The organism is Flavobacterium panacis (assembly GCF_024649945.1).
Taxonomy (GTDB): Bacteria; Bacteroidota; Bacteroidia; order Flavobacteriales; family Flavobacteriaceae; genus Flavobacterium; species Flavobacterium panacis.
This window is the reverse complement of the sequence record NZ_JANKMS010000001.1, coordinates 499,509-512,279: the sequence shown is the minus strand read 5'-3', so window position 1 is coordinate 512,279 and position 12,771 is coordinate 499,509. Positions and strand designations below refer to the sequence as shown.

Below are 12,771 nucleotides of genomic sequence, written 5' to 3'. Positions count from 1 at the left end.
ATAAAATGTAATACTTTTAGCTTCTTATTTGAAAAAATGATAAGAAGAAATGGAAAAGCTACTCTCGTATGTTTCTAAAATCAATAATCATCTATTAGAGTGTTCCTCAATAGATGACGCTTTAAATTTTTGTATTAGAGATATTGGTTTAGAGCATGACCTTGATAGATGTTATATTCTAAAAAATATAAATAATAGCAATCTTGTAGGTTTTGATTATGCTTATGCCTATGCTTATGAATGGTGTAATAACGGTATAGAACCTTTTATAAGCCATTTTGGGGCATGCAGAAGCCTTAATACTATTTTTTCAGATCTTGATAGTTTTTTATCAAGAGAAAGATCAAGGTTTGGGACAGGTAAAGATATTGATAATAAGTTATTAAAAAAGGTTTTGGAGGTGCGGGATGTCAAATCATTTTTTTTTGTGCCCATTTTTTCTGACAATCTATTCTGGGGATGGTTAGGACTTGAAGATTGCAAAAATGAACGGATTTGGAGTGAGAAGGAAATTTATGTCATGCACACCATTACCAAGAGCCTAGGGCTTCGAGTCAGCCAGACTGCCACTATATCTAAACTGGAAAGGACCATTGAGAAATTCAATTATTTTATGTCAAGTTCTAATCAGGCCATGTGGGAATTTGATATAGAGACAGGAAAAACAAATTTTAGTTTGAACTGGTTTGGGATTTTAGGATATACTAGTGAAGAAATTAAAGAAAATCCTGATTTCTGGAGAACGATTTTTTCCGTCAGAGACTGGGAAGCTATTTTAGATGAATTTACAGCTTTTGTAGCTGGAAGAATTGATCGTTTTGAAGGAAATATAAAAATCATTCACAAAGACGGGCATTCAATTCCTGCAAAATATTCTGGTCTGCTGAAATACAACAGTTATGGAATTCCAAAAAAAGTTATTGGAACTTATATGGACATTAGTGAACTAGTTGAAAAAGAAAAGCAATTGGTTCTCTCCGAAGCCAAATTTAGGTTCATTGCCGAAAATACCACAGATTTAATCTGTCAATACTCCAAAGAAGGTAGTTTGGTCTATCTTTCAAGTTTAGCACAAGATATTATTGGCTACAATCCCGAAGAATTAATCGGGAAATGTCCTTGGGACTTTATTCATAAAAGGGACTTAAATAGTATTAAACAGTATCATCAGTCATTGGTTAATACACATCAAAGCGAAACCATAACATTCCGATTCCAGAAAAAAGACGGTACTTATGTCTGGCTGGAAGCATCGACAAAAGTAATGCTGGATTCAGAAAAAAATATTGTTGGATTTCAGACTTCCAGCAGAGACATCACCAAACGGATTAAGGCTGACAAAGAGATGAAAGCCGCATTTTTGAAAGAAAGAAAGTTCAATGAATTAAAATCGCGATTTGTTTCGATTGCCTCGCATCAGTTTAGAACACCTTTAACTGTAATTTATTCCAACGCAGAACTTTTAGAACTCAAAACAGATCATTCTGAAAAAAAACTATCTGATGACTGTAAAATTATTGTCTCCAGAATAAAAAATGAGGTCGAAAGAATGACTGAATTAATGAATAATATTCTGGTGTTCGGAAAGCAAGAAGCCAAAAAGATTGAAAAGGTAATTCAGCCTATAGATTTTAATGAATTTATTCAAACGCTAACCAAAACCTATTTTAATGATGACAAGGGGACTGAGATTAAAGTGATAAAAAAAGGTGCGAAAAGAACTTTTTTTACAGACGAATCGCTTATTGTCCATATACTAACAAATGTTATCAGTAATGCCTTTAAATACTCTGCAGGCAGACCAGACCCTGAATTGATTATTAGCTATTTAGATCATAATATCGAGATACAGGTTGTTGACTACGGGTTAGGTATACCCAAAAAAGATATTCCCAATTTATTTACTTCATTTTTCCGTGCTTCCAATACTAATTCTATTATTGGCTCTGGCTTGGGACTTGTTATAGTAAAACAATTTACGGAATTTTTAAACGGAACTGTAGAGTTAAAAACCAAAGAAAATTTTGGAACAACTGTTAAATTGACATTTCCTTATGAGCAAAATTGAAATTCTACTTATAGATGATGAACCAAATGTACGCGAGACTATTAAGGAACTTTTGGTCTTTAAAAATTATGACGTAAGAACCGCAGCAGACGGACAAGAAGCTTTGGCTGTTTTGGAAAACTGGATGCCTGATTTGATTCTATGTGATATGGTTATGCCTGTTATGAACGGTACTGAATTGTTTGACATCGTTAAAAATAATGCATTTTTAAATCACATTCCTTTCATTTTTTTGTCAGCAAAAAACGAAATAGATTTAATAAAAAAATGTCTCATGGATGGTGCAGATGGTTTTTTGGTTAAGCCCTTTAAAATTAATGAATTGACATTGGTTCTTACTACAAGATTAGAAGGGATTGAAAAAAATAAAAGCAAGGAGAACAGATCTTTGTCGACTAAAAAAAAAAGACCACCTACGTTAGATAACTATTCATCTGAAATGCTGTCAGGAAGAATAAAAGATTGCAATTGGTTTGATCGATCTTAAAAATAATCAGGTTCAATAATAGGGAAATACAATTGTTTTTCTTCTTTTTAAGATCCGTTTCTCCAGAAATTTAGCCTTAAGTAAAAAGCTGTTTTCTAATTTTTTGTACTGCATTATAGATCTTTAACAATAGTATTTTAATTCAATGCTATTTTTTTTTAAACAGTACGTACAATTTTAGTTTTTAGCATGGTGATTTTATTTATTTGTTCCTGTAAATAAGCTTTTTAAAATTATCCTATTATCAAACATATTGAATTAAATTATGAACAAAATTGTTTCTAAGAATATCAGAACTATCAGAGAAATGAAAAATCTTACCAGAGATTTTGTCGCTGGTGAATTGGAAATGACTTATAGTGGATATGGTAAAATTGAAAGAGGAGAAATTGATATTTCGATTACTAAAATAGCAAGGTTGGCAGATATTTTTGGAATCTCAATTTCTGATTTGTTATTTTTTGATGTATCGTATTTTTTTAATAATGATGCGGAAAATAAAGAGTTAGAGGAATCCGGAAGCATTAATTCTGGTGTTAAGACATTGAAAATAGATAACAGCAGATTTGCTAGAATGGATTTTCATGAGAAAAAAATAAGAAATAACATGTAGTAAAAAAAAACGCCCCATTTTATTGAGGCGTTTTTTTATTAAGAACCAATTCCTTGATAAACAAAACCAATTTTTTGCAGTTTTGTTTTATCCAGTATATTTCTTCCGTCAAAGACAAAAGCAGGTTTTTGCATAGAGTTGTAAATTCTCTGCCAGTCATATTCGGTAAATTCATCCCATTCAGTAAGAATAGCTATAGCATGTGCGTCTTTGCACGCTTCGTATGGGTTTTCAAATGAGTTGATGCTTTGGGCATTTTTATCAGATGTTCTGGTTTGTAATTCATCCAGATCTGCTAAAATCTTCTTGTTTTTTACTTTTGGATCATAGACACAAACGGTAGCCTGTTCGCTAATTAAGTCATCGGCAGCATAAATAGCAGCAGATTCTCGGGTGTCATTAGTGTCTTTTTTGAAAGCCCAACCTAAGAAAGTGATTTTTTTGCCAGCAACGGTGTTATAGAGCGTTTTTACTATTCCGTCGGCAAATCGTTTTTTCTGATGATCATTCATAATAATAACCTGTTCCCAATAATCAGCTGTTTGTTGCAGACCGTAACTTTTGGCTATATAAACCAGGTTTAGAATATCCTTTTTAAAACAAGAACCTCCAAAACCTACAGATGCTTTTAGAAATTTAGGACCAATTCTACTGTCCATTCCAATAGCTTTTGCAACTTCATTAATATCTGCACCTGTTTTTTCGCAAAGTTCTGATAAAGCATTAATAGAAGAGATGCGTTGCGCCAGAAAAGCATTGGCCGTCAGTTTAGACAATTCAGATGACCATACATTGGTAGTTAAGATTTTGTCTCTCGGTACCCAATTCGCGTAAATGTCAACAAGTGTATTGATTGCTTCTAAGCCTTCAGGAGTTTGGTCACCACCAATCAAGATTCTGTCTGGATTTAGTAAGTCTGAAACAGCTGTACCTTCAGCCAGAAATTCCGGATTAGACAAAATCTGAAATTGTACTCCATTACCAGTATTGTCAAGAATGCTTTTAATGGCTTCGGCAGTTCGCACAGGAAGTGTTGATTTTTCGACCACAATTTTGTTGTCTTTTGCCACTTTAGCGATTTGTCTCGCGCACAATTCAATGTATTTTAAATCTGCAGCCATTCCTTTTCCTTTTCCATAGGTTTTGGTAGGTGTGTTTACAGAGATAAAAATGACTTGTGCTTCTTCAATCGCTTTTTCTACATCACTTGAAAAAAACAAATTTTTCCCTCTTGTTTCTGCGACAACTTCACTCAGACCAGGTTCGAAAATAGGAATGTTGTCTGTATTTTCATCGTTCCAGGCATTAATTCGTTCCTGATTTAAATCTACTACAGTAACTGTAACGTTCGGACATTTTTGTGCAATAACTGCCATAGTGGGGCCGCCAACATATCCGGCGCCGATGCAGCATATTTTATTGATTTTCATTTATTATTGTTTTTAGTGTTTTGCATTCTAATTAAAGGATATTAGTGTGTATTAATCTGTGATAGCTTTAAATCGGTAACAGTGTATTTTCCTTTGTTTCTTTTGAGAAAAGACTCTTACTGACTTGTTTTTTCGAAGAATCTATTGTTTGGATTGCCAAATACCGACAGGAATTATGATTCGGTATTTTAAAGGGAATAAAAGTAATTTTTATGCTGTTTTTTCTATATCCTTTTAAGAGTTATATGTTCCAAAATCTGGTTTTATTGTCTTTTACAGTTTCGATTTTGCTCCTAGGTTTGGAGTAATTTTGCTGGTATAGAGTTTTGATTTTTGATTCTCTAACGGCACAAAAAAAAGGTGTTTTTTCATTATTTTTTTAATGCCTGTTGAAATTGTTAATTGCTACGATTTCTAACACATAAACCATTTTTTTTGAATAGTTATTATGTAACTATTCACGGGGAACCCTTATTCATTTTTTAAAATTATGGTCTCTCCAAGCCTTTTAGCAAATGTTTCCAAAAACAACTTTTTAGATATTTTAAACCAATCGACTATGAAAACAGGAATAACATTTAGTGCTTTTGACCTGCTGCATGCAGGGCACGTTAAGATGCTTGAAGAAGCAAAACAGCATTGTGATTATTTAATTGTTGGTCTACAGACAGACCCGACTTTAGACCGCCCCACAAAAAATAAACCTACACAAACTGTTGTTGAAAGATACATACAGTTAAAGGCCTGTAAATTTGTTGATGAAATCGTTCCTTATGCTACAGAACAAGATTTGGAAGATATTTTAAAAGCTTTTGCTTTAGATATCCGAATCCTGGGAGACGAATATAAAGATAGAGATTTTACTGGTAGAAAATATTGTGAAGAAAAAGGAATCGAATTGTATTTTAATACCAGAGATCATCGTTTTTCTAGTACTAATCTGCGTCATGAAGTTTATCAAAGAGAAGTTTTAGTACAATCGAATGGAAATTAGAAAAGTTACACACGTTGTTTTAACTGGAGGTATCGGAAGCAGATTATGGCCTCTTTCCAGAAAAACTTTACCGAAGCAATATCTTGATATTTTTGAAGGACAGTCGCTTTTTGAAAAGACAGTTGCTCGTAATTTGACTATATCTGATCAAACGATAGTAGTCGGAAATATCGAAAATTACAAAATGAGTAATGTGATTATGTCTAAATTCGATAAGCCTTTTACTCATATCGTTGAAGCTCTTCCGCGTAATACGGCTGCTGCAATTGCATTTGCTGCCTTTTCATCAGATCCAAATGATGTTTTACTGATTACTCCATCCGATCATATAATTGATGGAGATGATTTGTATAATGATGCTTTGCAAAAAGCAGTTCAACTTGCTAGTCAGGATTATTTGGTCACTTTTGGTATAAAGCCGACTAAACCGGAAACGGGTTATGGCTATATTGAATTTGAAGGTGAAAATGTAATTGCATTTCATGAAAAACCAAATTTAGAAACAGCAACAAATTATCTGGAAAATGGAAACTATTTCTGGAATAGCGGACTTTTTTGTTTCAAAGCAGCTAAGTTTCTGGCAGAGCTTGAAAGTCAGGAACCCGAAGTGTACAGAACATCAAAGATAGCCTGGGAAGAAAGCAAAGATGGCTTTCTAGATGCTGAATTGTCTCTAAACATTCCTTCTATAAGCATTGATTATGCTGTTATGGAAAGAAGTGCAGACATTAAAGTTGTTCCCGCTCATTTTGAATGGTCTGACCTTGGTTCTTTCGAATCAGTTTATGATTATTTGGTAAAAAAAGGACACAAAGCTGATGCAAATGGAAATATTCTCATAGGATCTGCTGTACATACTTCTTTTATTGGAGTGGAAAATTGTGTCCTGGTTCATACTCCTGATGCTTTTCTTGTAGTAAAAAAAGAAAATTCTCAGGAAGTAAAACAAGTTTATCAGGAACTAGAAGCGGTTAATTCTCCATTATTATAATAGAACTGTTTTTAAGACAGATCAGAAAATCCAAAAACAAAAAATACAATACCCACCAAACTCTATAATATCATATTATGACTAACACACCAAAAATAGCTTTAATTACCGGGATTACGGGACAAGACGGCGCATACTTAAGCGAGTTTTTACTTAAAAAAAGGTATATCGTTCACGGACTTAAAAGACGTTCTTCTTTATTTAATACCGATCGTATCGATCATTTGTATCAAGATCCTCACGTAGACAACCAACGTTTTATACTTCATTATGGTGAGATGACAGATAGTACGAATTTAATTCGTCTAATTCAGGAAATACAACCAGATGAAATTTACAATCTTGCGGCAATGAGCCATGTTCAGGTTTCTTTTGAAGTACCTGAATATACAGGTAATGCAGATGGCTTGGGAACATTACGAATTTTAGATGCAGTGCGTCTTTTGGGTCTTGAAAAAAAGACTCGTATTTATCAGGCTTCTACATCTGAATTATACGGAAAAGTGCAAGAAGTACCACAGTCAGAGAAAACGCCTTTTTATCCGAGATCACCTTATGCAGTGGCTAAAATGTATGCTTACTGGATTACGGTAAACTATAGAGAGGCTTATGGAATGTATGCTTGCAATGGAATTTTATTCAACCATGAATCTCCTATTCGTGGTGAAACATTTGTAACCAGAAAAATTACACGTGCTGTTTCAAGAATTGCTTTAGGACTACAGGATAAATTTTATTTAGGAAATCTGGATGCCCAAAGAGATTGGGGACATGCCAAGGATTATGTACGTATGATGTGGATGATTCTTCAGGCAGATGAACCAGAAGACTGGGTAATTGCTACAGGAACAACGACTACCGTTCGTGATTTTGTGCGAATGAGCTTTGCTTATGTTGGTGTTGATATTGAGTTTAAAGGAACTGGTGTAGAAGAAAAAGCTTTTGTGGTAGCCTGCCATAATCCTGATTTTCAAATTGAAACAGGTAAAGAAGTTTTGGCAGTGAATCCTCGTTATTTCCGTCCGACAGAAGTAGAATTGTTAATTGGAGATGCTACAAAAGCAAATACCAAATTAGGCTGGGTACCAGAATACGATCTTCAGGATTTGATAAACGATATGATGCAGTCGGATATAAAAGTAATGCAGAAAGACCATCATTTGGAAGAAGCAGGATATCAGACAATGAATTATTACGAGTAAAATGAGAATAGAGAAATCAGCTAAAATATACATTGCGGGACATAAAGGTATGGTTGGTTCTGCAGTCTGGAGAGCATTGGAAAACCAAGGCTTTCATAATCTAATCGGTCAATCCAGTAAAGAATTGGATTTGAGAGATCAGAAAGCAGTTCAGGCATTTTTTGAAAAAGAAAAACCACAGGCTGTAATTGATGCGGCAGCAAAAGTAGGAGGGATTTTGGCAAACAATAATTATCCGTATCAGTTTATTATGGAAAACATGCAAATCCAGAATAATCTGATTGATACAGCTTTAAAGACCGGAATAGAGAAATTTATTTTTTTAGGAAGTTCTTGTATTTATCCTAAAATGGCGCCTCAACCGCTTCGAGAAGATTATTTATTGACGGCTCCGTTAGAATCAACCAATGAATGGTATGCTTTAGCAAAAATTTCAGGAATTAAAGCTTGTGAAGCAGTTCGCAAACAATTTGCTAAAGATTATGTGAGTTTAATGCCTACCAATTTATACGGCATTCATGATAATTTTGATTTAAAAAGCTCACATGTTCTGCCTGCTATGATCAGAAAATTTCATGAAGCCAAAGAGAATAATCATAGCGATGTAATTCTTTGGGGAACAGGAACACCCATGAGAGAATTTCTTCATGTAGATGATATGGCTCAGGCTGTTGTGTTTGCTTTAGAAAACAAGCTGCCAGATTATTTATACAACGTTGGATCAGGAAAAGATTTAAGTATTAAAGAACTGGCAGTCCTAATTCAAAGCGCCGTAGGACACGAGGGAGAAATTATTTGGGATACCACAATGCCTGACGGAACACCACGAAAACTGATGGACAGTTCTAAAATGCAAGAATTAGGATGGAAACAACAAGTTGATCTTAAAGAAGGTATTGAAGCTACATACAAATGGTTTCTGGCCAATACTGAAAACCTCAAAGAAGTTTCTATCGGCTCGTAATCTGTAGTGTTTTCATAGAAGTAAAGTCTTGCCTTAAACCAAAGTCAGATAAAGAATTAGAAATATAGTTTAGCAGCCCCATTTTATATTTTCAGCTCCCAATTATTTTATACAAACGAATATTCAATATAGTTTTAATTTAAAAATAAAAAGTTATGGATGAGAACAAAGTAATGGTATATGATAAATTTCATTATTTCTCGAGATTTTTGAAATATGAGTTTAAGGATATCAATTTTGAAGCAGGTCATAAAACAGATATTCTTTATGGACATGAAATGACCAGTGATCTATCTTTAATCGTTTTTGTTTTTTATGAAGAAAATGATTTGATAGATCTGCTGAGAGTCAATTCATTCGGAATTCCTTTATTGGTGTGTAATCATTGTCCGCAGTTCCTTAACAAGTTTATAAACATTCAAAATATTGAGGTTTTAGAGTGCTTAGACACAAAAAGAGGCTTCAGAAATGATCTCCGTGTTTATTTTGAGGAAAAATTTAATGTTGACGCTTCACATCCAGTTTGTAGATAAAGAATGTTACAACTTCAGATTTTAGTATAAAATTAAGTAAAATGAGAATTCTAAATGAGGGAAAAAGGAGCAGAGTAAGTGATTTAAAAACTTTGAATAAAAATCTGGAAAGTTTTGCTTTCAGAGTATCACATGATTTGCTTTCGCCAGTAAATGCCCTAAAAACACTGGTTTCTTTAATAGAAGAAGAAACAAAAGAAGAGAGTACGCTCGAATATATCAGAATGGTCAAAAACCGAGTATTTCATCTTGACCAGACCATTCGCAATAATCTTAAAAATTCTAAAAATAGCGCTTCAGAACTACAGATCAGCTCTATTTCGATTGAAGAAACGGTTAGAGAAGCGGCTGAAATTTTCTCGCATGAGATGAAAACATTGGGAATTCGTTTTGAGATTAACATTCAGCAAAAAGAAGCTTTCTTTTCGGATAAATTCAGACTGAATACCTTATTAGAAAATTTAATAGCCAATGCGGTCAAATATCATAATAATGTTAGTCTTGAAAAGGAGATAGTTGTAGAAGGTTATTTAGAGAATGATAGACTTCAACTTAAAGTTTCAGATAACGGAATTGGTATTGCAACAGCGTATCAGGAGAAAATATTTGATCAGTTTTTCAGAGCTTCAAATACTATCGAAGGTTACGGAATTGGACTTTATATTGTAAAGCAAACGGTTGAAATTTTAGGAGGAACAGTTCAGGTAAAATCTGTTCAAGGTAAAGGAACCTGCTTCATTTTAGAATTAAAAAACTTTAAAGACGAGAATTAAATAAAGTAGTTTATTGGTTTTAAAATAAGGTTTTTAAGAAATTTAAACATACACTCAACATTTATTAAAAATAATACTTTTAGAAAGAAATGAAGCAATTATTGTATATCGCACCGGTGATAATTGATTTTGAAAAATTGAATGGAGTGTCAAAAAAAATACTAAATCAATACAAGGTTTTTACTAAATCTTATAATGTGACGCTGTTGTCTTATGGTCCTGATTGTCTTTATTATATTAATAACGATTTTTTTGAAACCATACCACTGGATAAAGCAAACAGAAGACTTAAAATGTATTCATTCATTAATGAAAAACTATCCGTTAATAATTATAGTTTTATTTATACCAGATATCATCTTTGCGATTTTTTGTTTCTGAACTCTCTTAGAATATTAAAAAGAAAAGCAAGAAAGATTGCCATCGAAATTCCGACTTTTCCTTACAGACATGAGCTTTTGAAGTGGAAAGGAGGAAAGCTACGCTATGCAATGGATGCTTCGTCTAATTTTCTATTGAGACTTTATGCAGGTCGAATTGTCACTTATTCAAATGATAAGAAGATTTTTGGTATCAATACGATAAATACAATGAATGGTATTATCTACGAAAATGTAATTCCTGTACAGCAGAAAGTCTACAATGAAAACGAAATACATTTGATTTCGGTATCGCTTACGATGAGCTGTCACGGTTATGACCGATTGATAGAAGGAATTAAAACATATTACCAAAATGGAGGTAATGTGAATATTGTCTACCATTTGGTTGGAGAAGGTGACGAAATCATTAAATACAAAGCACTTGTGGAGCAATATGGTCTGGAAAAGCATGTGATATTTTACGGCTTCAAAAGTGGTAATGATCTGGATGCTCTGTATGAGAAAGCAGATATTGCCGTTAACTCGATTGCCATTCACCGAATTGGATTAAAAACAGAAAGTACGATAAAATCAAAAGAATATGCTGCTAAAGGTTTGCCTATGATTTCTTCGTATGCTGTAGATGCCTTTTCGAATCAGGATAATGCAAAATATGTTCATCAGATTAGTGCAGATGAAACTCCTGTTGTCATAGAAGAAGTTATTGCATTTTACAAAAAAATGTACCAGAATACAGCTGTGATTATTGGAGAAAAAATCCGCTCTGCTTCACAAAAAAGATGTGATATGTTTGTTACGCTTCAGGGAGTTATAGAATATTTTAACGCAGAGGTTTAGTTTGAAGAATCTTAATTATATTACAATTGCATTGGCTCTGTTAGGTATAGTAGACAGCTATTATATCTATCACCAGCCGGTTCCGCGAAATGGTCTTGAGTTACTGTTTTTGATTCCTTTGATTTTTACCGTTTGTGTATCTATTTACGGCAATACCATACTGCGTTATCATAAAGAGGGAATAGGTTTGAAAATTTATTACAGTATTGTTTTTGTTCGATATATTATTCAACCTTTTTTAATTACGCTTTCAGAAGGAAAATTAAATTTCAGGATGCCAGAAGCCAAAGCAGCTTCATACGAAACGGCTATTTTTATTTATGCAGTTGAACTTTTTATTGCCTGTATGGTCATAAAAAGATGGTTTCCTTTTTATATAAAAAAGTATCAGAAGAGAGATATTTCACGTCAACAGTTACCGCTTAATTCTTATGGAAAAAGAATACTGATGGTATATTTTTTATTTCTTTTAGTTCGTTTAAATTCTTGGATACCTGGACTTAATATATTGGCATTGAAAGAATCAGTTTCAAAGGTTGCTGTGGTATTTGATGCGACTATTTTTAACAGTTTAAAGATTTTTGTTTTCATATTACTGCTTGCAGAAGCCAAGAAATACAGCAGAAATACAGCAGGTTTTCAGTTCTATTTCAGTTTGGGAGTTGCCGCTGCTATTTTCAATTTTATATCCTATTTCGGAAGTAACCGTTCGTTGATTTATGAAACAGCAATTGCTACAATAACCATTTTGATTGTAAGTTATCCGAAGTTAAAGACCAGAATATTGGCTGTTTTGTTGCCTTTTGCCATCATCATTATGGTGTTGTCTTATATGAATAAACAGTTTGCTGAGGATAATGCAGGAACTTTTGAAACGCAGGATTCTAATGCAGTAACGTCTAATTTTATAGAAGAATATACCAACGGTCTTTGGACAGTTGCACGTTCTTATCAGGCGTCAATCGGTTTGAGTTCGGTGAAGTCTAATGAAGCTCTGATTAAAGATTTTTCAGACGGTCTTTCAGGTTTATCGGATCTTCCTGGATTTAAAACGCTTTCTAATAGTCTAAAAGAGCTACGTTCTTCCTCTGATATTTTTAAAGATTCATTAAAACAAAGAGATGACAGAGGACAAATGTTGTCGTTGTCTGGTGGTTTTTTAATTATTGGTGGCAATATGCTAGGTTGGCCAGTTCTAATTTTGGGAAATTATGTAATGATTATGCTGTTAGTCAGAATGGAAGCAGCTTCTAAAGTTGCGAAAGATCTGTATTACAAGTATATGTATATCTGGATGTCCATTCTTATGGGACTGGTACATTGCTATTGTCTTCAGACTATTATTTTCTGCTGGAGTAAATACATTCTTTTTTACTGGTTTGTCTTATGGGTAAATCGTATGGGAATTTCAAAAATTAATCAATATAGAAAAGTCAATAGTTTCACAAGAGTAAGCCTGAATTATACATCAGCAGGAGGAGCTGCAGTTTAAAAAA

General features: G+C 33.5%; 12 protein-coding genes. 11 read left to right on the top strand and 1 reads right to left on the bottom strand.

The genetic code is table 11. The features are described from left to right. Positions 1–49 precede the first annotated feature (49 nt). The 3 genes from NQQ59_RS02330 (at position 50) to NQQ59_RS02320 (ending at position 3,168) form a co-directional block, all read left to right on the top strand. On the top strand, positions 50–2,068 hold the full coding sequence (locus NQQ59_RS02330; protein ID WP_144213244.1) for a PAS domain S-box protein: 2,019 nt from the start codon (positions 50–52) through the stop codon (positions 2,066–2,068). Continuing rightward, complete coding sequence (locus NQQ59_RS02325) at positions 2,055–2,555, top strand: response regulator (RefSeq protein WP_257698121.1); 501 nt, start codon at positions 2,055–2,057, stop codon at positions 2,553–2,555. Before NQQ59_RS02330 ends, NQQ59_RS02325 begins: the two co-directional genes overlap by 14 nt. 265 nt (positions 2,556–2,820) lie before the next feature. Beyond that, the gene (locus NQQ59_RS02320; RefSeq protein WP_144213240.1) at positions 2,821–3,168 is read left to right on the top strand and encodes a helix-turn-helix domain-containing protein; all 348 of its coding nucleotides are present in this window, start codon (positions 2,821–2,823) and stop codon (positions 3,166–3,168) included. A 38-nt stretch (positions 3,169–3,206) separates the two neighbouring features. On the opposite strand, the gene NQQ59_RS02315 is transcribed toward NQQ59_RS02320, so the two are convergent. Continuing rightward, positions 3,207–4,598 carry a nucleotide sugar dehydrogenase gene (locus NQQ59_RS02315; protein WP_144213238.1) on the bottom strand — a complete coding sequence of 464 codons (1,392 nt, stop codon included), beginning with the start codon at positions 4,596–4,598 and terminating at the stop codon, positions 3,207–3,209. A gap of 559 nt (positions 4,599–5,157) precedes the next feature. On the opposite strand from NQQ59_RS02315, the gene NQQ59_RS02310 reads away from it, so the two are divergent. The 8 genes from NQQ59_RS02310 to NQQ59_RS02275 all read left to right on the top strand — a co-directional run bounded on the left by NQQ59_RS02310 (position 5,158) and on the right by NQQ59_RS02275 (position 12,767). Next, entirely contained in the window at positions 5,158–5,592 is a 435-nt protein-coding gene (locus tag NQQ59_RS02310; protein WP_144213236.1) for an adenylyltransferase/cytidyltransferase family protein, read from the top strand. Further along, entirely contained in the window at positions 5,582–6,583 is a 1,002-nt protein-coding gene (locus tag NQQ59_RS02305) for a mannose-1-phosphate guanylyltransferase (RefSeq protein ID WP_144213233.1), read from the top strand. The genes NQQ59_RS02310 and NQQ59_RS02305 overlap by 11 nt, the downstream gene beginning before the upstream one ends. Before the next feature lie 77 nt (positions 6,584–6,660). Beyond that, entirely contained in the window at positions 6,661–7,785 is a 1,125-nt protein-coding gene (gmd, locus tag NQQ59_RS02300) for a GDP-mannose 4,6-dehydratase (RefSeq protein ID WP_144213231.1), read from the top strand. 7 nt (positions 7,786–7,792) lie between these two features. After that, positions 7,793–8,749, top strand: coding sequence for a GDP-L-fucose synthase family protein (locus NQQ59_RS02295; protein WP_144219732.1), 957 nt, complete (start codon positions 7,793–7,795; stop codon positions 8,747–8,749). Between the two features lie 155 nt (positions 8,750–8,904). Next, positions 8,905–9,282, top strand: coding sequence for a hypothetical protein (locus tag NQQ59_RS02290; RefSeq protein ID WP_144213230.1), 378 nt, complete (start codon positions 8,905–8,907; stop codon positions 9,280–9,282). Positions 9,283–9,323: 41 nt separating this feature from the next. Beyond that, on the top strand, positions 9,324–10,055 hold the full coding sequence (locus NQQ59_RS02285) for a sensor histidine kinase (RefSeq protein ID WP_144213228.1): 732 nt from the start codon (positions 9,324–9,326) through the stop codon (positions 10,053–10,055). A gap of 89 nt (positions 10,056–10,144) precedes the next feature. Next, the gene (locus NQQ59_RS02280) at positions 10,145–11,275 is read left to right on the top strand and encodes a glycosyltransferase (RefSeq protein ID WP_144213225.1); all 1,131 of its coding nucleotides are present in this window, start codon (positions 10,145–10,147) and stop codon (positions 11,273–11,275) included. Position 11,276: 1 nt separating this feature from the next. Then, a complete protein-coding gene (locus tag NQQ59_RS02275) occupies positions 11,277–12,767 on the top strand; it encodes a hypothetical protein (protein WP_144213223.1) in 1,491 nt (496 codons plus the stop codon). Positions 12,768–12,771: the final 4 nt, after the last annotated feature.